This is a genomic window from Furfurilactobacillus rossiae (assembly GCF_013394005.1).
Taxonomy (GTDB): domain Bacteria; phylum Bacillota; class Bacilli; order Lactobacillales; family Lactobacillaceae; genus Furfurilactobacillus; species Furfurilactobacillus rossiae.
Genome location: NZ_CP040586.1, coordinates 2,651,673 through 2,676,709 on the forward strand (window position 1 = coordinate 2,651,673; position 25,037 = coordinate 2,676,709).

The window sequence follows — 25,037 nt, forward strand, 5'->3', positions numbered from 1 at the left end:
CAGTGTAGCATGGATAGTTTACCTTGAGAAGTTTAGGACGCACCAATTTTTGTCTAAAAGCTATAGCCCTTTTTAGACAACGGTAGAAAAGTAATCTGGAGTAGATTGGGATTTTGACATCCGACAAGTCCAATCGATAAAATAATATAAATAATAACTTTTAAATTATAACTAGTGAGAGGTTCCCCTCATGAAAAAGAATGCTTCGCTAAGTGCTTTTGGCTTTTTCACATTAACGGCTGCCATGCTTATGTCCGCCGACGAATATCCAGCCTTTGCTCAGTCGGGACTGATGGCGACCCTATTATTAGTTGTCGCAGGAATTTTTTGGTTTTTACCGGTGGCACTAGCCTCTGCCCAAATGGCGACGATGCCTGGATGGAGTGACGGTGGCGTTTACACCTGGGTTAAGGGCACACTAGGGCAGCGAGCCGGTTTTGTGGCCGTCTTCTTTCAGTGGTTGCAAATCACCGTTAACTTTATCACCATGATTTACTTCATCATCGGGGTAATGGCCTATGCGCTAAACTTGCCGGCCCTTAACACCAATCCTTGGTTAAAGCTCGCCGCTTTTCTCGCGATTTACTGGGTCATGACTGTGATTCAGCTAAAGGGCATCAATGATACCGATCGGTTGGTAAAATGGACGTTTATTCTTGGGATTATTCTGCCGGCACTCATCCTGTTAGTTTTCAGCGGTGTCTACGTTGCCACGGGGCATCCCCTTCAGTTTGCAACAACCTTATCGACTAACAGTTTCACAAGTGGACATCCATTAACGTTAATCGTGCCTTACATTCTTGCGTTTACTGGTATTGAAGCCTCTGCTTCTTACGTTAACAATCTCAAACGACCGCAGCGCAACTATCCGATTATTATGCTGACGCTGGTCGCCTTTGCTATTATCATCGATTCATTTGGTGGCCTATCCGTAGCCGCCGTCGTGCCTTTGAAAGACCTGTCGCTTAACCAAGGTGTTATTCAGGCCATCAATAGTATGGTGGCCATTATCCTCGGACCGACCTTTGCGCCACTGGTAAAAGTCATCGGCTTGCTCATGGCAATCGGTATGCTGGGCGAAATCAGTTCTTGGATTGTTGGCCCTGTTAAATCGTTGCTGGTCACGGCTGAGGACGAAATTCTGCCAACAACGTTTAACAAAGTGAACAAACATCAGGTACCAGTACATCTTGTTCTCTTGCAAGGCATCATCGTGTCCATCATTGCTTTTGTGTTAACGGTTGTTATCGGCGGCAACAACGGTGCGTTTGCCATGGCGATGGCCCTCACTGTTATGCTCTATCTTGTCACGTACTTGCTGCTATTTGCCGGTTTTATCGTGCTCAACGTCACTGGCAAAAGCCGTCAAGCTGCTTTCAAACTTCCCGGTGGCCGCGTTGTCTGTTTGATTATTGGCGTAATTGGGTTCATCACTTCTGCGCTAGTGTTTGGTTCAACATTCTTCCCGACTGCCAACGCACAACTTCCGGCCCTCACTTATACGCTCGTCATGGGTGGTTTTTTCTTGCTCATTCTTGGAATAACTTTGTGGCTTTATTCCCGCAGACGGACTGCCAAGACTCAACGTTCATGGCACATTCGTCATCTTAAACACGATGAGGTACCGCGTTTCACACAAATTCAAGGACGTGGTGAGCACACAATCGATCCATTGGATAAATAGCCCGCCCGCGACACAGATACTTCCCGTTAAACTTTGCAACCCAAAAACTGCCATGCCCAATTCAATCCAGGCGTGGCAGTTTTGTTTATTATTATCTTCAATTGAGTCAATCGTGGGACGGAACAAAGTCGTTTTTGAAATTGAGAGGACACTCACTTCTCTGTCAGTGCGCTGCTTTCCCTGATCATCCCAACTAATTCCTGCGGTTGAACATCACAGTGATTAACATCAATGGTGTTCCAGTGCGTTTTGTTCATATGGTAGCCGGGTTCGACACCCCTAAGTTTACGCGCGAATTCACCGTGTTCAGGACTGAGTTTTAGATTAATCAACAAATGATCATCCTTGATGAATACCATCGCGAGGATTTTTCGATTCCGATGATGGCGAATGATATTCCAATTGATTTTTTCATGACTGCTACCACCATTAAAGGGATGGTCAAGAAAACCACCAGTTTCGTCTATGACAATCTGAATAAGTTCTTTTTCAGTCATGAAATCTAGCCCTCACTTAGTTAATTCATCCGTTGTCACAATGACCTCACCCATCTTGGAATTAGCCATCACATAATCCTGCGCAGCTGCAATATCATCCAGTGTAAACACCTTCGAAATTGGAATACTGATGTGATGCTTCCGAATCAGGCCAAATAGCTCATCGATCATCGCTTGATCAAAGTCATTTGAATCGTATGCCGTTAGATATTTATCAACCATTTCAAACGGCGAAAAGTCTTTCATTTCCCATTCACCGGCCAGCAAGCCAATCACACAACAAATTCCTTGGCTCTTCACGTGTTTGACTGAATCGCGCATCGTAACGGTTCCGACTAAATCAACATTGCCGTCAAACTGCTTGTCCGTTTGTAGCTCACCGTCTTTGTCCAATACGGCTTCATCGGCGCCATTCTCCGTAACGTCAGCCAACCGTTTAGGTTTCCGCGTCGTTGCCGCCACGTTTAGATCCATTGCCTTTGCCAGTTTGATCATCGCTAACCCGACCGCCGTCGTGCCACCACGAACGAGCATCGTATCACCGGCACTCAAATGCAACGATTTAATGGCGCCAAACGCCGTCACGAAGGTTTCCGGATACTGAGCCAAATCAACCCAGGAGCCATCAAAATCAACGGTGTACAGCTGTTTGTTCGGTACCAAAGCATATTCCTGCTCGCTACCATCGAATTCCCTGCCAAAGCCACCGTTCAGTGTGATGACTTTCTGACCAACTGTGAGGCCAGAACCTGGCTTAGTATCAGCAACTTCACCCACTGCCTCAACACCGATGACACGTGGAAATTTAACGCTTGGCGAGCCACCTTCACGCGTCAACACTTCATAGCGATGCACACCAAATGCGTGAACCTTAAGGACTGAGTGTTCTGCATCTGCGACAGGCATTGCCCGGTCAACAATCTTTAACACATCCGCATGGCCCGGTTCGTTAATCACAACTGCTCTCATATTACGTTCCTCCTAAAATTAACCTGTTTCGTTTTGTCGTTTTTCAAACTATAATCAGTGTAAACTGTTACGTAACGTACAGGTCAAGGAATAAGAGGTAATAATGCTAACAATTCGAAAATTTGCGGAACTCGCTGATACAACAAGACGTACACTCCTGTTCTATGACGAGCAAGGCTTATTCAAGCCAGCGATGGTCGCAGAAAATGGATATCGTTACTACAATTATGATCAACTGTATGATTTGACCTTCATTCTGGAACTGCGAAAACTAGGATTATCTGTTCTGCAAATCAAAAACTTACTTAACGCTGGTCAAACACCGAGCTTAGACATTCAGCTACAGACGTTAAATCAAACCATTGACGCTAAAATTCAACGTTTGGACACGCTTAAGCAAACGCTAAATCAACGTTTTGCACCTGAGCCTGCTCGCGAAACGGCCGCTCTCAACAAACCCGTGATCGTTGATCATTCTAACCAGGAATACTGGCGCTCGATTCAATCCGTGACCTGTACCGAAGAAGAAATCAGTCAATTGTATCAAGACTTCTACCAAAAAATCGGCACGCTGAAGCTGATCGACAAACGCGAATCAGGCTTCATGACCACATTGCCTGGCTGCATCGCTGATGACTATAAAACGGCCTCTTTTTGTATTATCAAAGCCGTCAGCCCCGCCGTTCCCAACAATGTCGCAACAGTTAACCGACCAGCTGGCGAATACGTCTCCGTCAAAACATTCAATACGACAGCAGATGTTTGTCACTCACTGAATATCTTACATGACTTCATTCAACTCCACGATCTCAAAATCGACCGGACACTGTGGCAGTTGAATCTCGATGAACAGTTGTCTAGTAAAGCAGGATCGTCATACATGTTGCTTGAGTATCGACTGCTTGCTTGATTGATTTGGGTACATTGGGCAAGAAAGTTACACGTGGAACATAAGCACTCGCATTTAGGAGGTTTTCTCATGTGCACCGCAATCACACTTCAATCCGTAAATGACCACGCGTTTTTCGCACGAACCATGGATCTACCGACTACTACGCCATGGCGGCCAATTTACCTACCTGTTGGATTTTTGTGGCAACCATCTACTGATAATCCTGGTAAACCACTGCCAATGGCGGTTATCGGCGGTGGTCGCTGGACGCCGGGAAATCATTATTTAATGGGTGATGGCATGAACGAAGCTGGCCTTGCCTGCGCTGAACTTTACTTTCCGGTTGAAGCTCACTATGCTTCATCAATGGTCGATGGCAAACTGAACATCACGCCACAGGACTTCATTTACTGGGCGCTAACGCATCATTCAATTGCCGAATTGCGTTTGGACTTGCCAAATATCAATATCGTCGCACAAAAGTGGTATAGCGAGAATAATTGGCGGCCATTTCATTGGTTACTGACTGATGTTGCAGGCAATACGGCTATTTTGGAGCCGCGGGGCCACGGGCTAACGCTGACTGAAGCACCACTTCATGTGCTGACAAACACGCCAAACTATCCGGCGCACATTGTCCGTTTGGCCAAAACCCTTGGCATTGATCCCAAATCCTCGGTTGATGTCTTCAAACAAGCGTGTCGCTCTTTCGATGGCGACTTACACCACACAAATTTACCAACGGACCGTTTCCAACGCACCGTCATTAACTTATGGCGCCAAGATGCTCCGCAAACGACACTTGCCGCTGAACATCAGTTACTCACACTACTCGACGACGTTGTCATCCCCCGAACGCCTGAACGCTTGCGGCGCAGCAACATGGACTACACGCATTATGAGGACGTACTGGACTTGACCGAACGCACCATGACGTTTAAATCCGTGCGGACCGGTGAAATTCATCATCTTCATTTAGACGACATAAAAACGGATAGCCCCCAGCAAGTGGTTGCTTATCCGTTTACGTAGTTATTTGTTAATTAAATATTGTTAATCGCGCAGTAATTCAATGATTTTAGGATCCTTCTGAAACAGTTCAAGGAGGCGACGTGAACTGCCATTAGGTTCAGCCCGACCAATTTCCCAGGCTTCCACAGTTCGTGGCGAAATGCCTAACAAATGGGCCATTGTATTTTGCGTCACATCTAGCCGTTTGCGCAGCTGCTTAACCGTCTTGGCATCAAAACGCGGTGGCACATCGATAGTGACCGTGTGCACTTCAACATTGTTAGGTTCACCTTTGAAATATGCCTCAACTTCGGCCAAGTTCTGCATGATATAACTTTCATCCTTATCCTTACTCATCTGATTCATTTACCTCCCTTATCAGACTAATCATCTTTCGAATCTCTTGTTTTTTTGCATCGCTCAAGGATTCTTGCCGATTCTTTTGATACATTTCTAAAAAGATTACCTGACTACCTGCAACCACGAAATAAATAACTCGGTAGCTACCACTTTGACCTTGATTACTGGCTATTGACGAGAATCTGAGTTTATAGGCACCACCAGTGCCACGAATGATATTACCTGGAAATCTTCTACCATTATTATTCTCGGGACTACTATTAAAGAAGTACGTGATGTTTCTCTCCAGTCGACCTTTATCAAGCAAACTCAAGTTTAACTGCTGCCATCTCTTTATAAAAAGCTTTGGGTAAATAAAGTGAATCTTCTCATGTTCCATCCATACTCCAGTTCATTGCCGAAGTACGATTATAGAATATACGGTTCAATCGTACCTGTCAATTAATAAAATTCACTGATTCACTGCTACTAAAACCAGTTACATTAACATACGCAGTTCAAACCAATATGTTCGTTTGAAATATAATTTCCGTACAAATATTTACGCTTGAATGATGGCCGATATCGGACGAAAAAACCTGCTATCATTTACAAAACAGCATTTAAAAGTAAAGGGTCTCACATGAAGATAATTATTTCACCAGCTAAGAAAATGACCATTGATTCAGACAGTTTCGATATTTCATCCTTGCCACAATTCCTACCAGAAACGCAGGAAATTTTGCAAACGTTGCGATCAATGGGTTATGAAGAACTGCATCAGCTTTGGCACTGTAGCGACAAAATCGCGCAACAAGCCTACCAACAATTACAGCAAATCAATCTCAAACATCAGTTAACACCTGCACTGGTGGCTTACTCTGGCATTCAGTACCAGTACATGGCACCAGGCGTGTTTACGGCGCAAGCATTGCAATACGTGCAGGATCATTTGCGGATTCTATCTGGTTTTTACGGGGTGCTACGTCCGTTTGATGGCGTTGCGCCCTACCGCCTGGAAATGCAGGCGCCCCTCCACGTGACAAGCTACAAGAATCTGTACGACTTTTGGGGTGACAAACCTGAACGTGGTCTGGACCTGCATCATGAACCGTTAATTAACCTCGCCTCACAGGAATACACAAAAACGGTTCAGCGTTATTTAACTCCCGCTGAACCGTTGATCAATGTTGTCTTCGGCCACCTCGTTGACGGCAAACTAAAAACCCGTGCCACATTTGCAAAAATGGCACGGGGTGAAATGGTTCGTTTTTTAGCTGAAAATAATGTTCATGATCTTAGTGATTTGAAACAATTTGACCGGTTGAACTACCGGTTTGATGCCAAACGTTCGGACGAAACGACTTTCGTCTTCTTAAAACAAGACTGATTAATGAGTCATCACGTAAGGCACGTGAGCCGCGGTCGGAACCTGATCCCATGCCACTGGATATCCCGCACCATGGGCACAAAATACAGAATCTGGTGTATTTTCAAGATCACTAACCGGATGATAATCTGCGTCGGCGATCACTTCATCCGCATTATGACATGGACGGTACCCATCAACGACACATTCGAGCTGCCCCAGACCATGCGTATAGGCTTGGACAGTTCGGGCATAATCTTGCATTTCAGATACCGGCGCCACACCGCTTAGAACGGTGTTGGCGCCGTTTGTCATGGTCGTCTCGAACGACCCATGCATCCGCTGAATATCGGTCATCGCACGGCCAACATTATCACCATCAACCGTCAAACGGAACTGGTACCAAGGCTCCAGCAACTGGTCACCATCGTTTGCTAACAGCATCATGAGACCCTGACGGACTGCGCGCCACGTTGCCTCACGAAAATCGCCGCCAACTGAGTGCACGATGCTAGCTTTGCCTGTGATTAACGTAATGTGCATATCCGTCAGCGGTGCACCAGCCAGAACGCCTAGGTGCTCTTTAGCCTGTAGGCTGGTCAACACTTGATGCTGCCAGTTCTTGCCGAGGACATCGACCGGGCAGTCTGTGTCAAACGTCATTCCGCTCCCCGATTTGGCCGGCGTCATCTTTAAATGAACCTCCGCGTAATGACGCAATGGTTCAAAGTGGCCAACGCCCTCAACTGGTTCAGTAATTGTTTCACGATACAAGATGCTGCCTTCACCAAAACTGACGACGAGATTAAAACGAGTCTTTAATTGCTCCTGCAAGACTTCTAACTGAATTGGACCCATGATTTGAACACGAATTTCTTGAACCTGCTCAGACCAAGTCACATGTAATTGTGGGTCCTCGTCCTCAAGTTGGCGCAACGCCGTTAAACAAGTATGGGCATCCACACCATTCAGCTTGACCGCGTAGTTCAAAACCGGTTGTAGCAACGGCGCTGGACTATTTGCGGCAGCACCGAGACCTTGACCTGGCCGCGTATCGGTTAAACCGAGAATGACACCGACGTCACCCGCTGAGATTTCAGAAACCATCTGACTCTTGCCACCATTATAAACACGTAATTGGTTGGCTTTCTGATTCGGTAAGACCTCTGCCTTCGTTTTCAACACGCCGCCGATCACGCGAATCCAAGTTAACCGTTCGCCCTTTTCATCGTGAGAGATTTTGAATGCTCGCGCGCCAAATTCTGCCGCTGGTTCTGACTCAAGCGTCCAACGTGACAGACCATCCAACAATGTATCAATGCCGGTCATCTTAAGACCTGATCCAAAGAAACAGGGAAACACCTCACGTCGCTGAATCATGTGTTGAATCGTTGATGTTGATAATGGTGTCCCGTTTAAGTAATCGTCGAGGATCGTTTCGTTTTGTAATGCAACTGCCTCGGCGGTTTCTTCTGGCATCGAATCGACATCGCCGTCCCAGTCAAATGGCAGACAACCGGGCGCTAATTCCGTTTGTAAATGTTGGAGAATCGCCTCACGGTCCACGCCATCTGCGTCCATCTTATTTACGAAAATTAGTGTTGGCACATGATACCGTTTTAATAAACGCCACAATGTTTGTGTATAACCCTGAACACCATCAGTAGCTGAAACGACCAGGATTGCATAATCAAGGACCGGTAAAATCTGTTCCGTTTGCGCGGCAAAGTCCACGTGGCCGGGACTGTCCAGTAATGTTAATGACAAATCACCATAGTGGAGGTTGGCCTGATGCGAAAAAATAGTGATCCCACGCTGCTTTTCCAACGTGTCTGGATCCAAAAACGCATCCCCATTGTCCACACGACCTAATGTGCGCACGGCACCAGTTTTATAAAGTAACGCCTCCGACAGGGTCGTTTTCCCTGCGTCCACGTGAGCCACGACGCCAGCAACAATGTGTTTCATGTGGTGACCTCCTTGTCAATTGATGCCATACTTCGTTCCTTCAACTATAACTGAACAACGACGTTAAACCAACCGAGCACACCAACGATTCAGAGTGGCCGCACAAACTCAGACTATTCTACTGTTCATTCTTATATCGATCGATCACTTGGTTACATGCAGCAATAATTTCGTCACTCTCAGGCATATCTTTAAAAAAGACCGGTACGTGATCAGGATCGCGTGGTTTAATTTTATTCACGCCATAAACAATACTATTGGCTGGTACATCTTTAGTGACAATCGCACCCATTCCAACGACTGTATTATCACCGATGATGATTGGTCCAACAATTTTGGCACCATCAGCAACAATTACATTTTTGCCTAACACCGGATTGCCTAAATGCTCCCATTTTTGAGTTGCTTTGTTGTAGGTTTGATTAGCACCAATTGTGACATTCTGAAATATGACATCGCCTTCTGAAAGCTTTGAAGCGACCACTGTACAGCCTTTCCCGTTGTGGGCAAACAGAACACTTTCGTCGATCTGAAGGCCATTGATTTCGCAGTTATATTGAAGCTGCAACTGTTCGGCCGCTTGCCGACGAACATCTTTGTCTTGTGAAAAACTATTACGTTTAAACAATGTTTTAAAATCATCCATATTTATACTTCCTTTAATTACCATATTTTTATTTATAAATACAACCTGTATCTATAAATATAGAATACACCATTTTAAGTGATTATCAATCTTTTTTAGTTACCTCATGTAATTAAAATCCATATTTTTGTTATACTGAAACTATCAACTATTGAGGAGCACGTTTATGAGTGACAAAAAAAGAGCACCTCGAAAGACAAACCGAGAGCTCACAGAAAGTATTTTTAAGGCAACCGTGACTATTCTTGACACAGAAGGCTATGAAAATGTCACGTTTAATAACATTGCGCGCCTGTCAGGCACTGGCCGACCGGTGTTATATAGACGATGGCACACACCGTTTGAACTACTGCTAGACGCGGAAAACTACTTTGATGATAGGAACATTACCTCAGAGGCTGATATTGATTTTTCCGGTCGCTCACTAAAAGAAAACATCATTGATAGTTTGGCCCACTTCGACAGTTCACGACAATTTATGAGAGCAGTGTTGATTGAGTTAGGCAAAAACAATCCCGTCGTTAACGAATACTTCGTTAAGTTACACAAGGAACAACTATACATCATGGAAAGAATCCTCAGTCAGGCTGAACTTGACGGTGAAATAAAGCATACTGTTACAGATAACGTTAAACTGTTACCATTTAACCTGTTACTATATCAAGCAATGGTCAACCGGAATCAGTTGTCCCTAAACTACATAACTGACTTGGTGAACACAATTGTTTTGCCAGCAATAATGGCGCAACAAAACTAATTAGGAGAGTTAAATGAACGAAATATTAAAAGCGCAATTCTTCGTCGATGACCTTTCAGACGATCAGAAATCTGTGATTACAAATATCAATAACTACATCAAACAGGGTCTTACCACAAAACCATCTTCCGTTGCCATTATTGAAGGTGCGGCCGGCACCGGTAAATCAGTGGTTCTCATGGAATTGGTTCGCCAATACATGACGGATAATCATTACAAGACATCATTAGTTGTTAACCATCCTGAGTTGTATAAAGCCTATCAGGATATCGCGGAATCGATTCCCAACATGAAGGTCAACACAATTCGCCGACCAACATCACTTATTAATGATGCCCAAAAGCACAACAAGAAGTATGACATCATCTTTGTTGATGAAGCCCACCTTTTATATTCAAAATCCGAGCCCTACGCTCATTACCGCGGTCAAAATCAGCTAACTGACTTGATGAACTTGGCCAAAGTGGTCGTCGTTGTTTATGATTTCGACCAAGTATTCCAATCAAAAATGTATTGGGATCGCGATTTATTACTGAAAACTATCGGTAACCATCCCCACAAAACGTTTGATATGAACTTCCAGTACCGCATGGTCGCTAGCGATGAGCAAGTTGCCTGGATGGACGATTTGACCGAAGAAAAACCGATGAAGCCGTTCCCGATTAACAGTGACTTCAAGTTCAAAGTGTTCGATACCGCCGGTGAGATGTTTGAAACCATTAAGAAACGGAATAAAGAAGTCGGGATGAGCCGGATGGTTGCTACCTCTGGCTTCCCCCGAATCGACGGCCGACACAACGTGGAAATGGATTCCTTTAGTTTGCCATGGGATGAATGGGACCCTCAACGGACACACTGGGCCAAACGTGAAGGATCGATTACCCAAGTGGGTACGATTTATACCCTCCAGGGTTTCGACCTTAATTACGTTGGCATGATTATCGGTCCGTCGTTTGGTTACGACCCCAAAACGGACACAATGACAGTGATTCCTGAAAAATATTCACATAAAGAAGTCTTCAAGAAACGTAAGGACATGAAGTTCTCACGTGACGAGTACAAGAAGTTCATCGCTGACGTGCTGAATGTGCTGATGAAACGCGGGAAGTACGGCTTGTACTTGACCGCGTACGATGATGCGCTGCGGAAACGACTTGTGGATTTGTACGAAAATGGTAAATAGTGATCAGCAAAAAGGGCGGTGCCGATGAGCAATTGATGTTCATCGGTATCGTCTTTTGATTATGTTCAATGTTATTAAATAGTCATTCGACGATAACGTCCGTCAAACTCTTCTCGAGCTTTTTGCGTATAGGTAGTCACAAAGCCTGTTTTGGCCGCTGTATAAGCGCCTCGATTATGTTTGAACTTCTTCTCCAAACTTAATTTGAGCTCGCCATATTGCCTTGCTATCTCAGTGTGGGTACTTAAATAATCACGAAAATAGAGTTCTTCCCAGTCACCAGCTGGCTTGATATGCAAATGAAAAACTTTCTCGGCAAACCCAGCTGGGGTGTACCCCTTGTTAAGGTCGAGTGTCCCCTCGTCGTCATTTTTCGACATTGCATTCCATGATGGTCTTAAAATTCGCGCTATTGCATCTAAAGAATACGGTTGTGCTAGTTCCAATAGAATATCAACTGTCGGTTTGGCAACTAATCCAGGAACCGACGTGCTACCAATATGATTAATTCGATAAATAGGTGCGTCACTTAGATGGTCCAGAAGTATCTTCTTTTCGTCCTCATACCATTGTTTATAGTTGGGGTTAGACTCCTTTAAGATAATTGGAAATTGTTTCCATGAATCGTGTAGGCTCATATTTTCTAAGTTCTTCAACTAACCCATCTCCATACTCATAACTTGCCTTTATGATTACCTTGCAAAACGGTCTAAATTCATTTAGTCGATTTTGTCTTCTTAATCGCTGATTATTTAGACTTGTTACTCATCATTGTTTCCTGACTATCTCGCGTTATATCTACCTTCCCGCCATCAGGTTGTACCATTCCTTCAACTGTTGGCAGCGTAGTCTTATCAGATTCTTGATAATAAACATTGTTTTGGCTGGTGTTGCTCCTTGAAAAATTGGTCGTTCTTTCACAGTTTGAATCGTTAGGCTGATTAGTTTGTAAACTAGTCTGACCGTTATATATTTTAGTAAAGTTAGAGTACTTGTATCGATATTTTTAGCCACTGAAAAATGATACTTTTCATCCTCAACACATTGATTTTACAGGAGGATAATTACCTTGAGACTTTGGCATGAAGCGTTAATCAGTAAACTACCTCGACAGCAACTACTAGGGCAACATCGTGAAATAGCAGCGCTAAGGGGAAATGGCTGGGGCAAAAAACACGCAACCGTCAATTATGTTTTTACTCATTCGCCATACAAGTTATATCAATTCCACATGCTGGTCATGACTGAAATGAAAAGGCGCGGCTACAAACCAGATCCTAAGTGGTGCAATCCTGCATACCGAGGGCAAAACTGTCCTCCCTATAGCAACTTAGAAAAAGTTCCGTTAACATCGCCAATTTATCCTGAACATAATGATGCCTACCTGCGGGAATGTCTAAATAACCTAAAGGGAAAAGGCATTCATTTATAGATTCCAAGTTTGGAGAACCAAACTTTCTAACCAAACATCATCTGAATATCGTTGTGAAGCTTCCGTATTTCATCAGAGCTAGGTAACTGCCCTCCATCAAGAATATATTCAATTGCACCATTAATGACAGAACCCAAAATAACTTGTTCAAAATCTGAAAATGAAAGTTTTAGGCGATGCCGAATCATCTCCAGATTTTCATTTGTAATCTGTTCGGTCAATCTTTTTCGATACTTTGGGATTCGCATCAAAGCTTGTAACGGTGAAAACCATTGAGCTCGGAGCTGGACTAATTGCGGTTGCAAATTCTTAATTGCAATCTCTAAGGTCAAACTATTCGCAATTACTTTTTCACGCAATTGAAAACTTTCATGAAGCCAATCCAGAATCATTGTGCATAATTCATCAGCAACGGCGTATTTATCGACATAATGCGCATAAAAAGTTTTCCGGTTAATCATTGCTCGTTCTGAAATAGCCTGAACTGTCAGCTGTTCAAATCCTTGTTCATTTATCAGGGATACGAAAGCTCGTCTAATCAACTCTCGTGTCCGTCTAATCCGTAAATCTGTCATAAGTGCTCCAATCAATTTGCATCTTTACGTTCCGATAAGTAACATAGTGTCCATTATTGTTTCCTAATTCCCATTATAGCAAACTTTGACCATTCTTTAATGCAGGAAAATTAGTTAAACTATTACTTGCTGAAAGGAATGATTATTATGTTTGAAGTATTTAAGCACAAGCGAATTTGGTCGTATTTACTCGTTATTATTGGCATCATTGCCTTCTTCTCATTTGCACAATTTGGGCCTCGAACCAGCGTGAAAGTTAGACATATCCCAGTTGCAATTGTAGATGAAGACCACTCATTAGCCAGTGAAAAGATTGTGGATAAGCTACAAAATCAAGGGACAAAGAAAAATGCCGCCATACATTGGGTGCATGTCGCCAATGTATCAAAGTTGACACAGGGCTATGCAGACGGAAGATACTTTGGTGCCGTAATCCTGACGAAACATTTTTCAAAAAGCCTGACCAGTCAAACGAACTGGTTCAAGGCCCAAGTAATGGATCAAAATCTCCGGACTATGGCGGCACAAAATAACGCCTTTACTACCACAGATACTTACATTACTCAACGAAATGCAACTAACAATCTATTGGCAATATCACCTCAAAAAGCTGAGATCAAATTAGAAGTGAGTCAAGGCAACAATATGACTGCAGCGAGTCTTTTAACAACTGCACTCCCAAAAATGGCAACAGCATTGAATACCATGACCAGCACCAAGTTCATCGCCATTGCCACTAAAGAAAATGTAAAACTCACACCCACACAATTAACCCAGCTTCAAAAGCCTATCAAATCAACCATGATCGTCAAGAATAGAGTTTCAACCAGTAGTATTTCTGGAATGGCACCATTACTTACAACGATTTTACTTTGGATTGGATCTATGATTGGGAGCCTCTTGATTAGAATTGAACACAAAAAGCGGGACGAACGTTCTACTATGGGCGGTGGTATGCACGCGACTACAATTACAAGTCAATGGATCACCGGCTTACTGTTCAGTGCCACGTCTGCTGGTTCACTATATTTTTTCAGTCACATCTGCTACAAAGTGCCAATCCCACATACTAGTGCTTATCTGCTCACCGCAACAGCAATTGCATTCGTCTTTTTCCTAATTCAAAGCGCTGTCATCAACTGGCTGGGCATTCCAGGTGCGCCACTGATGATTATGACTGTCATGTTGTCAACAGCAGTAGTTACCTACCCGGCAACTATGCTAAGCAACTTTTACCGAACATGGATTTATAGTTGGACCCCAATTAGGTATGCTCAAAATATCTTAATTAACCAATTATATTTGCACGGTAAGGGAACTATGAGTACGTCAATTTTGATTCTTGGCGTCTACGCTACCTGCGGTTTGATGTTAATGTATCTTTCCTCCAAAAAAACAGCTAAACAAAATTAAAACAAAGACAATTGCCGGTGAAAAAGCAATTGTCTTTTTAATTAAGACCGCATCACTTATGATACGGACTACCCGAGTTAATCATAAATGCCCGGTAGATCTGCTCGCTCAGCACTAGACGCATCAGCTGATGTGGCAACGTAAACTTACCAAACGAAATTTGTGCGTTCGCACGCTTCAAAACGGCAGGTGTCAGCCCTAATGAGCCGCCGATAACGAACGTTATGTCAGAATGTCCGTACGTCCCTAAGTCTGCTATCTCCTTGGCAAACGCCTCTGATGTCCGTTCCTTGCCTAAAATAGCCAACGCATAGACATATTCTTTATCTTTAATATGATCCAGGATTCGCTCCCCCTCTTTAGCCATAACCGTATCCATTTCGGACTGGCTTAAAGATTCGGGAGCTTTTTCGTCCGCAACTTCGACAATTTCAAACTTGCAAAACTTAGACAAACGTTTCGCATATTCGGCAATGCCCTGCTTAAAATACTTTTCTTTCAGTTTTCCAACACCAATAATCTTGATATTCACGTGTATATACTCCGTTTCCAAATTTTGTTTTCATCCACAAGCTCATCTGTTATGAAAAAGTTATCCACAGCTTTTACTTTTCCTTAACTTTCTTTACCAAAAATAATCGATTTTGCGACGCTATGTGACGCTGTCATTTTATCCTGTGAATAAAAGTTATCCACAGTTATCCACAAGGTGTCTCTACACGAACACACAGCCTGTAATCATTGATAACAAAGGGTTTTAAAATCGAACAGAGGTTTTTATAGCCACTTATCCACCGCACTTTTTTGACCTGTGGATAACTTTTCCCACTGTTTCGAAATCCTTAGTTTTCGGCATTTATCCCCAATTCACAAACTTATCCACAGTTTTCCACATAGTTATCCACACCTGTGCAAAACAATTTTTTCATTGCATTTTCCGAAACGAACCACTTTATTTTTCATAGCTTAGTTTGTTCGGAAAACGCAATGTTTTTATGGGGCAATTTGCCGAAAATAGGTAATGTCCCAGGAAAACATTCGGTTTTCCAAATTGGACACCAGCTAACTAAACGATAACTACAGAATGCTGTTTACGTGACGGTGATTATTATGCAGAATTAATCCTGCATATTTACACTTTATTCTGTATAAAGACAGTTTATCCACACCACGTTTCGTTGTTTTATCCCACATTCTGTGACTTTCTCGTTTTCAAAAGTATACATTACATTATTCATTTGTGGATTGTTTACCACCTAATTATAGATAAAAAAAGCTTATAAATACACCCATACCAGTCGTTTAGCATAAATAGACAGTAATCAAATTTCCCAGGAAATGATTATCATGATTCAATTTGAGTTTGTGAAATCCCCGAAGACACAAAAAAAGAGCAATTGTTTTCCACAATTACTCTTTAAAAGATCTACTTACTTGAACTGCTTAATTGGCTCGTACTCTCGCTTAACGTTATCGTACCGGTCTTTTGTTGACCATCACGATAGTATTTCACGGAAACTTTATCCCCAATTTTATGGTTATAAAGCACATCACGCAAGTCTGCTTGTGACGTTACCTTGGTACCATCTATCTCGGTAATAACATCGTACTTCTTCAAGCCAGACTTTTCAGCAGCCGAATTATTATAAATTTTAACTAGCACAACACCGCCAGTTACACTGCTTGGCAGCTTCAAAGTATTCTTCTGGCTGGTACTGTCGACATTTGAAAGATCCACAAGTCCGACACCCAACGCTGGACGAATAACCTTACCATTTGTAATTAATTGATTAATGATCGACACAACTTCGTTAGAAGGAATCGCAAATCCAATCCCTTCAACCGACGTACCACTTGAAGATGACGCCAGCTTCATCGAGTTGATGCCGATGACCTGACCAGATAAATTGATCAGAGCTCCACCAGAGTTACCAGGGTTGATTGCTGCGTCCGTTTGAATAACGGTCGCATCTCCAGTTTGATTACCAGATTCATCTTCTACCGGCACCGTTCGTTTCTTAGCAGAGATAATCCCTTCGGTCACTGATGTTGCATACTGTGACCCAAGTGGTGACCCGATGGCTAAAACAGATTGTCCAGCTTGAATCGCAGTGGAATCACCGAATTGAGCAACCGTGTTGATGTACTTGGCATCCACACGGATAACAGCTAAATCGGTCGTTGAGTCCGTGCCAACTAGCTTACCTGAAATCTTCTTCCCGTTGCTGAGAATGATTTCCAGGGCACTGGAACCAGAGACCACGTGATTGTTCGTCACAATGTAGGCATCATTTCCGGATTTCTTATAAACAACCCCGGAACCTTCACTGGCAGTTTCCAAAGACGATTTGCTAGATGAGGAATCCGAATTATTACCATTCGAATTTGATGATGAGCCACCACCAAAGATACCGTACAAACCTTCGCTATCACTTGATGACGACTGCTTCTGCATGTTAACCACCGAAACAACTGCGCCCTTAACCTTGCTAAAGGCCTTCGTAGCATCGGAATTGCTCTTTACAGTGACATTGGCTACCTTAGTCGTCCCATTTTTATATGACGTATCGCCATTATTATTGTTATTTAGGGCAGAGGCACCCCCATAAGCAATACCGCCACCTAATAATCCGGCAACTAAGCCAACAATGCCGACCTTCACTAAACCTGAATTTGATTTGCGTGGACGTTGTGGTCCTTGCCCACCTGTTTGCTTATTCTCGTCATTATAATCCATAGGCTTTTGCGAAAATTCGCTTACCTCCTCTAAAAATTGATTACTCTACAGAGACCATTATACAGTTTCAACTTAAAGCGGGCTTAAACGGATGCCTCGCAAACCCATATTTTTTTCTAATGATGACTATTTGGCTTAATTATTGTTTCATTTGCAAACTGCCAATGACGCCCTCCCGTTGGCAAGTCTAACTTTTCCGTTTTATTTTTAAACATAAGTGGTGTAGCATTCATGCCATAATAAATGAGGAGCAAATTAACACATGAGTGAAGCTGAACCAATTTACAAAAACGGCGTTCAGGCCACACTAGCCGTCATGGGCAATAAATGGAAACCGCTCATTTTATGCCACTTAGGGCACGGGCCCATGCGGACGGCCGATATTCGTCGCAACGTCACCGGCATTTCGCCAAAAGTTCTGACCGAACAACTACGTGAGCTGGAACATGACGGCATCGTCACCCGGAAAGTATTCAACGAAGTGCCGCCGCACGTTGAATATCGCGTGACCGAATACGGTAAAACGCTGAACAACGTGCTCATTGCCATGTCGGAATGGGGCGAAGATCGAATTAAGATTCTTCAATCGCAGGGGCAAAACGCCTCGTTGCTCTTCCCCGATCATGACGGCTATGAAAATTAACGCAAACAACGGTTTGATTCGACGTTTACCACGCGAAATCAAACCGTTGTTTTCTTTTGTCTTTACCCAATTGTCAACTAACCATTACACGGCCATGTTACCAATCATGACACCACCGACCACGACCAATAGCAGACCAACAACCGTCCATATTAAGCCTCGAGGAGTGCGGTGCTCACGTAAAATGAAGATGCCCCCAAGTGTTGCCAACATAACGTTCATTTGTGAAAGTGTGAAACCAGTCGCCACACCATTCCGTTGCGCCGAAATCAGATACGTCAACGCAGCAATGGAAAAAACAACACCATCAATCAAGCTAATCCACGTAACCCGTTCGCTCAAAATGTGCGGGCCAGCCGTCACAAGCGTCAGTACAAGTGCCATCAAGGCCATCCCCAATCCTTGTGGTAAGAATCCTTGCCATCCAGATACGTTTGCCAAACGTGGAAAGGCTGAGTATCCCACATACCCCAGGGTGGATAGCGCAAAGATCAAAATTGTCACCCCAAGAGATGGCCGTTTTTCATCCGTTTGTTTGGCACCATCAACTGTCGTTAGCACAATGCCAACAACAATAACCACTAGCGCAATGAAGCCGATCAATAATTCCACAGATCCTGACCATTCGCCGAATGCCAATACCCCCAGTAACGACGTGCCGACTAATTGCAGCCCCGTAGAAATTGGCATCGCCTTCGAAACGCCGATTCGCTGAAACGCCATGTATTGCAGATACTGTCCAAACGCCCACGAAGCACCAGACAAAACGGTCAACCAAAACTGACCAACGCCAATTTCCGGGCGAATGAACAGCCACGTGATGACAGCCACAATAAAGGTGCCAAACGTCGTGCCAATAATCTGGTTAACGGGCTTCCCACCAATTTTAGTTACCACGATTGGCAAAATGCCCCACGCAATTGCCGGAATCAATCCAATTAAAATACTCACAATCAAAACCTCTCTTCTGTCGATGCGTCAGCCTTACACTGGCCGCATTTTTTATCTCATCTGAATTCCTGAATACTAGCCCTTACCGTTCTGGAATGATGGATACAGCGTCATCCCACCATCAACAAACAAGGTCACACCGGTAACGTAACTAGATTGATCAGACGCCAACCACGCGGCGGCCGCCGCAACATCTTCTGGATCACCGATTCGTTTCATTGGTACCATTTCTAGCGTGTCCTTCATTTGTTGTGGATCAGCAAACTTAGCAGCGTTGATTGGCGTGTTGATGGCTCCAGGGCCAATGGCATTCACACGCACCCCACGATTGGCATATTCCATCGCAATCGTCTCATTGAATAATTTCACGCCACCTTTTGAAGCAGCGTAATGGGCAAAGCCAGGCCACGGAATTTGTTCATGAACAGAGGACATGTTGATAATGTTGCCCTTCTTATCGTTCTTCACGAAATAATCCAGCGCTGCGCGTGAGCCTAAGAAAACACCCGTTAGGTTAATATTCAACACACGTTGCCAATCTGATAGTGGCATTTCGTTTGTCGAAACACGGTTTTCCATCCCCGCGTTGTTAACCCATACATCAAGCGTACCGAAGTTATTTAGCGCAGCATTCAGCAATGCCGTGGCACCGTCTTCTTCGCTAATATCTGCTTGAACGGCTACTGCGTGGCCACCATTTTCTTCAATCAGTTTGACCGCTTCATCGGCACCCGTTTTATCTGACCGATAGTTGATAACAACTGACATGTGCTCTTCGCCAAACCGTTTAGCAATTGCCTGACCAATACCCTTTGAACCGCCTGTTACAACCGCTACTTTATTTTTTAAATCTGAATACATTTCTTCTTCCTCCGAATCTGCTTGTTAATGATCTGAACTCTGTCCGACCATTTAGTTCCTTACATTTTCTTCTCAAAGCCTTCCATCGGTGCGACCGAATTCGTATAGTCCACAACCGGTGTGTGATCATTGCTAAAGTGCATAACTGAGTAAAACGCACCTTTTAAATAGTGCTGCATCGCCACTGGGATACCCAACTCGTCCATTTCAAACGGTGAAATCCGGTAGCGAATACTATCTTCATCATCCCCAGCAACCTTTTCGTACCATTGCGGTTCACGAATCATTTCACGACCGATTGCCGCAAAACTAGCGCCAGCAGCCAACACCTTTTCAGCATCATCAGGCGTTTCAATCGAGCCCACACTGATCAATGGTTTACGGCCATCTAACTGCCGAATTATTTTGTCCAAAATCGGTTCCTTATCTGTTGCGTCATTCAACGAAGTCCGCCATGCAGATCCCATTGAGGTGTGTACGTAGTCAATTGGTGTCTCACTCAGCATTTCGACAAAAGCCATCGTGTCATCCAAACGAATACCCGGCTCGCCGATTTCTTCCGGCGAAATCCGATAACCTAGCAAAAACTTGCCATTCGTTTCCTGGGAAATAACTTCGTGAACGGACTGAATAACGGCTCTTGCAAAGTTCATCCGTTTGTCCCGATTGCCACCCCAACGGTCTTCGCGGCGGTTGGAATGCGGTGAGTAAAATTGTTGCAGTAGATACGTGTTAGCGCCATGGAGTTCAACGCCATCGAAACCTGCTTCAATCGCCCTGTGAGTCGCGTCGGCAAATGCCTGAATGATTGATTCAATTTCCGTTTCAGACAACGCTCGTGGTGTTTCCGCATCTTCAGGACGATTAGGTTTCACCGCACTGGCACTGACTGTTTGCGTACCGCGTAAAATCTGTGAATTTGATTTTCGCCCGGCATGAAAAATCTGTAGCACGGCCTTAGTCCCGTTCCGTTTGATTGCACGAGCCATCTCTGCCAATCCGTCAATGTCGCTATCATCTGCAATCGATAGCTCACCTTCAAATCCCTTCCCACCAGGCACAACATTGGCAACCTCGGCGACTACCATGCCAACACCACCCGCGCGCATTTTATAGTAGTCAATTTCTTCATTAGTCACATGACCATCATAATAACTGGACATTGTGGTGGTTGGTGCCATCACCACGCGGTTTTTAATCGTGACGCCGTTAGCAAACGTATATGGTTGTTCAAATTGATAGTTCATAGCTTTTCTCTCCCTCTGTTTTCTTGAATGATTCATAGTTTAATGGCTGCCATCTAAAACTGAAATAAGGCACTTTTTAGTACCATTAAATTGATCTGTCAGTAGCTGCTTCTCGACGATGTTTCCCCCATTCAGCCATTAATAATAAAAACGGCCGCGTGGATTGACCGGCTTTTGTTAACCGACAGCTTAATCCCCGATGTGTCGTCAACCGGAGTTGAATCAGACCATTTCGCCATAAACTACATAGTTGAAAGACAAACGAACACAAATTACGTTTCGGTAAGTGTTGATATAAATTCAGTAGCGATTGTGGACCATCCAGCAGTGCTGTCACAATCAATGGTCGACATGTGCCAGCTAATACGCTGGTTGTATAACGGAGCCCTTTATCTTCATCACCCATTAGCCATCCTCCAATTCTTCAAGTGAATGACGCTAGTGTACTGACTCTATATGGACAAAAAAAGAAGGCACTTTTGAGTACCTTCCAAAAACCATTTCAATTTAACCAACTTGATTCAAAATATCTGCGTAACCGCTATGATCAGGATTTAAAATTTCAACGGGTTCGCCAGCTTCGTTTAACTGCTCAATCCGCTGTTCACCCCAAACGGACATTTGAACCAGAATACCACCCAGTGTTTTGCCAAACGCCGTTAAGTCATATGTCACACAGAACGGCGCCTTCGTGCCATGAACATGGCGAACAATGATGCCATCGCTTTCCAGCTCACGCAGTTGTTGGGTCAGCACTTTTTGTGTGATGTCAGGAATTTCACGTCGTAACTCACTGCTACGTTGTTGACCCTTGCCTAAATGGCACAAAATAATCGGTTTCCACTTACCACCAATCACTTCTAACGTTGCTTCCACACCAATATTGTATGTCTTTGCCATTCTTAGACCTCCTCAACCGTCATCGGTTGTTCACCAGTCTACAGGCTTCAACTTCACGTGTGAAGTAGGTACTTTTGGGTAACCTAGCCATGAACCTAACTGAAGTGTTCAATTTGCTGGCGACTAGCTGGCTTAAAAAGTTTTTCACTGATGATTACAATCTAACCTAATTAGAAACCTGACAGTGAGTAACGTATACTTATGGTACTGATTGTTTCAAACGAACACTACTGGAGGTTCATATGTATAAAACTTTAATCTATGACTTTGACGGTACAATCGGCGACACATTGCCAATTTGCATCGCTGCTTTCAAAAAAGCGGTAACCCCTTTTTTAGATCGGGATATTTCTAATGAAGAAATTGTCTCAACGTTTGGTCCCAGTGAAGAAGGTACGATTCAGGCTTTAATTCCTGATCACTTCGACGAAGGAATTCACGCCTATTGGCAAGCCTACAAAGAACTGCAATACATGGCTCCTAAAGCATTTGATGGCATTCAGCAATTACTTGATGACACTGCCAGAGCCGGTTTTCAAAACATCCTTGTTACTGGTAAAGCTCGCACCAGCGCCGACATTTCACTTGAACAATATGGACTTACAAAAGATTTCAAAATGATTCTGACAGGTTCTCCAAAAGGACCTAACAAACCTGAAAATATTGTCAAAGCCCTGAAAGAAACTGGCACTGATGCGTCTGATGCTCTCTACGTCGGTGATGCGCCAAGCGATATCACGTCCGCTCACGCAGCTAACATTAAGATTGCAGCCGCACTTTGGGGCAGCATTATCGAACCAGAAAAAGTGGCTGCGTTAAAGCCCGATTATACGTGTCATAGTGTGGCTGAATTCCGGAAAATTGTGTTACCGGAATAAGTGCACTAATTATCGTTTAAATGCACAATCATTTTTTTCAGAAGCGTGAGCAATAATGGAAAACGAATTTCAATTGGTCGATGACCAGCAATTAATTATCGTTCAGCAAATGTATAAACTTGCCTTTAAACAGTTGTTCGAAAAATATCACGATAAATACACTAATCCATACATGGAAACGCTTGAAACCTTGCGAAAAAAGTCCGAGCAACCTAATAGTGCCTACTATCTGTTTCGCTTACACAAAAAGGACGTGGGTATGTTTCGACTCACTACCGATTCTTCCATGTCACTGGGCAGAATTTCACCATTACTTATTCTGCCCGATTTTCAAGGACACGGTTATGCTCAGAAGATGTTGAAAGGTGTTGAATCTCAATTTCCATCTATTCGTCATTGGTCTCTTGATACGATTAAAGAAGAAAAGAAGTTAGTTTCTCTATATCAAAAAGCAGGTTATACAAGATTAACAAACAAAGAAAAAACTATTAGCGGTAGCATGCACATCATTTACTTTACGAAAGACATTTAATAACACAAATAGCGGACTAACCAAATTTATTTTGTTTGGCTAATCCGCTATTTGTTTCACGTGAAACGGTTCATCTTTTATTTACACGACAGTGTTTTTGTCACATTACTCTCGGAAAAAGTTGCAGATTAAAGCAATACTGGCATAATTAAAACTATATCTGAATTATTTCAGTCATTATGGGGGAAAGCATGGATAAAGATAATCATACGGGTTCTACATCTGAGATGCCGCTATCAAAACGGCATCACATGAAAATTCCGTGGAAAGATTTGATTGAAGATAGTGATGTTGAAGCCCGCAACGCCAGTTTGCAAGAACGAGCCTCCATTGTAGGACGAATCGGCATCACAATGCTGTCCTGTGGTACTGGAGCTTGGCGGGTCAGAGAAGCAATGAACACCGTTGCTAGATCTTTAAAACTGACCTGTTCTGCTGACATCAGTTTGATCTCAATTTCGTACACCTGTTTCAGCGATGAGCACAGTTACACACAAGTGTTGTCGTTGCCTAGCACAGGCGTTAACACCGACAAATTAAACATTCTAGAGGAAATGGTCAAGAACTTTAATAATGATTTCTCGTTCTTACCCGTTAAGAAAATTCATCAGTTCATTGATAAGGTTCAACAACGACCGAAACAATATTCACCATTAGTTTCTGGTTTAGCCGCCGCAATTGCCTGTGCGTCATTTATCTTTTTGCTAGGTGGCGGTATTCCTGAAATGATCTGTACCTTCATTGGCGCTGGCCTAGGCAATTTTGTTCGCGCCCTGATGGGTAAACATTCCATCACAGTAATTGCTAGTATTGCGGTTAGTGTCGCCGTCGCTTGTCTAACTTACATGTTTGCTTTCCGAATTTTCGAAATGTATTTCCATGTTTTGGCGCTACACGAAGCCGGCTATATTGGCGCGCTCCTCTTCGTTATTCCAGGATTTCCGTTTATTACCAGCATGCTGGATATTTCTAAGCTAGACATGCGTTCTGGTCTGGAACGGCTAGCCTACGCAATCATGATCACGCTGGTCGCAACATTAGTCGGTTGGTTAGTGGCCACAATCTTTGGATTTAAACCTGCCAACTTCTTGCCCCTTGGATTATCTCCATTAGTGTTAATGCTATTACGTTTGCCAGCCAGTTTTTTCGGGGTCTACGGGTTCTCAATCATGTTTAACAGTTCTCAGAAAATGGCAATCACTGCTGGCCTAATCGGTGCGGTTGCAAACACCCTTCGTCTAGAACTGGTCGAACTGACTAACATTCCACCGGCATCGGCCGCATTCTTTGGTGCACTTGTAGCGGGTTTGATTGCTTCAGTGGTTAATCGGTTCAATGGTTACCCACGAATTTCTTTGACTGTGCCTTCGATTGTTATCATGGTTCCTGGCTTGTACATTTATCGGGCCGTCTTTAATATTGGCAGTAATCAAATTGCAGTTGGCTCCTTATGGCTGACAAAAGCGATTTTGATCATTATGTTCCTGCCATTGGGATTGTTTGTGGCACGAGCCATCCTAGATAAGAGTTGGCGGCATTTCGACTGAAAAACA

27 protein-coding genes are annotated in these 25,037 nt (G+C 43.6%); 12 read left to right on the plus strand and 15 right to left on the minus strand.

What is annotated here, in order from left to right:
• The first annotated feature begins 190 nt into the window (after positions 1-190).
• The gene (locus LROSL1_RS12660; RefSeq protein WP_178914825.1) at positions 191-1,684 is read left to right on the plus strand and encodes an amino acid permease; all 1,494 of its coding nucleotides are present in this window, start codon (positions 191-193) and stop codon (positions 1,682-1,684) included.
• A 152-nt stretch (positions 1,685-1,836) separates the two neighbouring features.
• Here the strand turns inward: LROSL1_RS12660 and LROSL1_RS12665 are convergent, their stop codons facing one another.
• Both LROSL1_RS12665 and LROSL1_RS12670 read right to left on the minus strand, forming a co-directional pair.
• The gene (locus LROSL1_RS12665; protein ID WP_017262529.1) at positions 1,837-2,181 is read right to left on the minus strand and encodes an MmcQ/YjbR family DNA-binding protein; all 345 of its coding nucleotides are present in this window, start codon (positions 2,179-2,181) and stop codon (positions 1,837-1,839) included.
• 12 nt (positions 2,182-2,193) lie between these two features.
• Complete coding sequence (locus LROSL1_RS12670; RefSeq protein WP_178914826.1) at positions 2,194-3,150, minus strand: zinc-binding dehydrogenase; 957 nt, start codon at positions 3,148-3,150, stop codon at positions 2,194-2,196.
• A 103-nt stretch (positions 3,151-3,253) separates the two neighbouring features.
• Between LROSL1_RS12670 and LROSL1_RS12675 the strand changes: the two genes are divergently transcribed.
• Together LROSL1_RS12675 and LROSL1_RS12680 are read left to right on the plus strand one after the other, a co-directional pair.
• A complete protein-coding gene (locus LROSL1_RS12675) occupies positions 3,254-4,060 on the plus strand; it encodes a MerR family transcriptional regulator (protein ID WP_178914827.1) in 807 nt (268 codons plus the stop codon).
• Between the two features lie 69 nt (positions 4,061-4,129).
• Entirely contained in the window at positions 4,130-5,074 is a 945-nt protein-coding gene (locus LROSL1_RS12680) for a linear amide C-N hydrolase (protein WP_178914828.1), read from the plus strand.
• Positions 5,075-5,095: 21 nt separating this feature from the next.
• Here LROSL1_RS12680 and LROSL1_RS12685 read toward each other — a convergent pair whose 3' ends face one another.
• Both LROSL1_RS12685 and LROSL1_RS12690 read right to left on the minus strand, forming a co-directional pair.
• A complete protein-coding gene (locus LROSL1_RS12685) occupies positions 5,096-5,410 on the minus strand; it encodes a helix-turn-helix domain-containing protein (protein ID WP_178914829.1) in 315 nt (104 codons plus the stop codon).
• Entirely contained in the window at positions 5,403-5,792 is a 390-nt protein-coding gene (locus LROSL1_RS12690; protein WP_178914830.1) for a type II toxin-antitoxin system RelE/ParE family toxin, read from the minus strand. Before LROSL1_RS12690 ends, LROSL1_RS12685 begins: the two co-directional genes overlap by 8 nt.
• A 243-nt stretch (positions 5,793-6,035) precedes the next feature.
• Here LROSL1_RS12690 and yaaA point away from each other — a divergent pair, with 243 nt between their 5' ends.
• Positions 6,036-6,782 carry a peroxide stress protein YaaA gene (yaaA, locus tag LROSL1_RS12695; protein WP_178914831.1) on the plus strand — a complete coding sequence of 249 codons (747 nt, stop codon included), beginning with the start codon at positions 6,036-6,038 and terminating at the stop codon, positions 6,780-6,782.
• Here yaaA and LROSL1_RS12700 read toward each other — a convergent pair whose 3' ends face one another.
• Together LROSL1_RS12700 and LROSL1_RS12705 are read right to left on the minus strand one after the other, a co-directional pair.
• On the minus strand, positions 6,783-8,729 hold the full coding sequence (locus LROSL1_RS12700) for a GTP-binding protein (protein WP_178914832.1): 1,947 nt from the start codon (positions 8,727-8,729) through the stop codon (positions 6,783-6,785). It lies immediately after the preceding gene.
• Between the two features lie 118 nt (positions 8,730-8,847).
• On the minus strand, positions 8,848-9,375 hold the full coding sequence (locus tag LROSL1_RS12705) for an LbetaH domain-containing protein (RefSeq protein ID WP_178914833.1): 528 nt from the start codon (positions 9,373-9,375) through the stop codon (positions 8,848-8,850).
• Between the two features lie 166 nt (positions 9,376-9,541).
• Between LROSL1_RS12705 and LROSL1_RS12710 the strand changes: the two genes are divergently transcribed.
• Together LROSL1_RS12710 and LROSL1_RS12715 are read left to right on the plus strand one after the other, a co-directional pair.
• A complete protein-coding gene (locus tag LROSL1_RS12710) occupies positions 9,542-10,132 on the plus strand; it encodes a TetR/AcrR family transcriptional regulator (RefSeq protein ID WP_017262520.1) in 591 nt (196 codons plus the stop codon).
• Between the two features lie 13 nt (positions 10,133-10,145).
• Entirely contained in the window at positions 10,146-11,315 is a 1,170-nt protein-coding gene (locus LROSL1_RS12715) for a DUF2075 domain-containing protein (RefSeq protein ID WP_178914834.1), read from the plus strand.
• 74 nt (positions 11,316-11,389) lie between these two features.
• Here the strand turns inward: LROSL1_RS12715 and LROSL1_RS12720 are convergent, their stop codons facing one another.
• Positions 11,390-11,971: a GrpB family protein gene (locus LROSL1_RS12720; protein ID WP_225440536.1), complete on the minus strand. Its 582-nt coding sequence runs from the start codon at positions 11,969-11,971 to the stop codon at positions 11,390-11,392.
• Positions 11,972-12,384: 413 nt separating this feature from the next.
• Here LROSL1_RS12720 and LROSL1_RS12725 point away from each other — a divergent pair, with 413 nt between their 5' ends.
• On the plus strand, positions 12,385-12,747 hold the full coding sequence (locus LROSL1_RS12725) for a TIGR02328 family protein (protein WP_178914835.1): 363 nt from the start codon (positions 12,385-12,387) through the stop codon (positions 12,745-12,747).
• Between the two features lie 26 nt (positions 12,748-12,773).
• Here LROSL1_RS12725 and LROSL1_RS12730 read toward each other — a convergent pair whose 3' ends face one another.
• Positions 12,774-13,322: a TetR/AcrR family transcriptional regulator gene (locus LROSL1_RS12730; RefSeq protein WP_017262514.1), complete on the minus strand. Its 549-nt coding sequence runs from the start codon at positions 13,320-13,322 to the stop codon at positions 12,774-12,776.
• 147 nt (positions 13,323-13,469) lie between these two features.
• Here LROSL1_RS12730 and LROSL1_RS12735 point away from each other — a divergent pair, with 147 nt between their 5' ends.
• Positions 13,470-14,735 (plus strand): YhgE/Pip domain-containing protein, encoded by a 1,266-nt coding sequence (locus LROSL1_RS12735; protein ID WP_178914836.1) that lies wholly within the window; start codon positions 13,470-13,472, stop codon positions 14,733-14,735.
• Positions 14,736-14,787: 52 nt separating this feature from the next.
• On the opposite strand, the gene rlmH is transcribed toward LROSL1_RS12735, so the two are convergent.
• Positions 14,788-15,267 (minus strand): 23S rRNA (pseudouridine(1915)-N(3))-methyltransferase RlmH, encoded by a 480-nt coding sequence (rlmH, locus tag LROSL1_RS12740; protein ID WP_017262512.1) that lies wholly within the window; start codon positions 15,265-15,267, stop codon positions 14,788-14,790.
• 894 nt (positions 15,268-16,161) lie between these two features.
• Positions 16,162-17,472 (minus strand): S1C family serine protease, encoded by a 1,311-nt coding sequence (locus LROSL1_RS12745; protein WP_017262511.1) that lies wholly within the window; start codon positions 17,470-17,472, stop codon positions 16,162-16,164.
• A gap of 262 nt (positions 17,473-17,734) precedes the next feature.
• On the opposite strand from LROSL1_RS12745, the gene LROSL1_RS12750 reads away from it, so the two are divergent.
• Positions 17,735-18,115 (plus strand): winged helix-turn-helix transcriptional regulator, encoded by a 381-nt coding sequence (locus LROSL1_RS12750; RefSeq protein WP_178914837.1) that lies wholly within the window; start codon positions 17,735-17,737, stop codon positions 18,113-18,115.
• A gap of 84 nt (positions 18,116-18,199) precedes the next feature.
• Here the strand turns inward: LROSL1_RS12750 and LROSL1_RS12755 are convergent, their stop codons facing one another.
• The 5 genes from LROSL1_RS12755 to LROSL1_RS12775 all read right to left on the minus strand — a co-directional run bounded on the left by LROSL1_RS12755 (position 18,200) and on the right by LROSL1_RS12775 (position 22,074).
• Complete coding sequence (locus LROSL1_RS12755; protein WP_178914838.1) at positions 18,200-19,066, minus strand: GRP family sugar transporter; 867 nt, start codon at positions 19,064-19,066, stop codon at positions 18,200-18,202.
• A gap of 75 nt (positions 19,067-19,141) precedes the next feature.
• Complete coding sequence (locus LROSL1_RS12760) at positions 19,142-19,927, minus strand: glucose-1-dehydrogenase (protein ID WP_178914839.1); 786 nt, start codon at positions 19,925-19,927, stop codon at positions 19,142-19,144.
• A gap of 59 nt (positions 19,928-19,986) precedes the next feature.
• Positions 19,987-21,174, minus strand: coding sequence for an NADH-dependent flavin oxidoreductase (locus LROSL1_RS12765; protein WP_178914840.1), 1,188 nt, complete (start codon positions 21,172-21,174; stop codon positions 19,987-19,989).
• 85 nt (positions 21,175-21,259) lie between these two features.
• Positions 21,260-21,580: a winged helix-turn-helix transcriptional regulator gene (locus tag LROSL1_RS12770; protein ID WP_178914841.1), complete on the minus strand. Its 321-nt coding sequence runs from the start codon at positions 21,578-21,580 to the stop codon at positions 21,260-21,262.
• 101 nt (positions 21,581-21,681) lie between these two features.
• Entirely contained in the window at positions 21,682-22,074 is a 393-nt protein-coding gene (locus LROSL1_RS12775; RefSeq protein WP_178914842.1) for a winged helix-turn-helix transcriptional regulator, read from the minus strand.
• A 242-nt stretch (positions 22,075-22,316) separates the two neighbouring features.
• Between LROSL1_RS12775 and LROSL1_RS12780 the strand changes: the two genes are divergently transcribed.
• The 3 genes from LROSL1_RS12780 to LROSL1_RS12790 all read left to right on the plus strand — a co-directional run bounded on the left by LROSL1_RS12780 (position 22,317) and on the right by LROSL1_RS12790 (position 25,031).
• The gene (locus tag LROSL1_RS12780; protein WP_178914843.1) at positions 22,317-22,952 is read left to right on the plus strand and encodes an HAD family hydrolase; all 636 of its coding nucleotides are present in this window, start codon (positions 22,317-22,319) and stop codon (positions 22,950-22,952) included.
• Between the two features lie 55 nt (positions 22,953-23,007).
• Complete coding sequence (locus LROSL1_RS12785) at positions 23,008-23,484, plus strand: GNAT family N-acetyltransferase (protein WP_178914844.1); 477 nt, start codon at positions 23,008-23,010, stop codon at positions 23,482-23,484.
• A gap of 191 nt (positions 23,485-23,675) precedes the next feature.
• Entirely contained in the window at positions 23,676-25,031 is a 1,356-nt protein-coding gene (locus LROSL1_RS12790) for a threonine/serine exporter family protein (protein ID WP_178914845.1), read from the plus strand.
• The last annotated feature ends 6 nt before the right edge of the window (positions 25,032-25,037 follow it).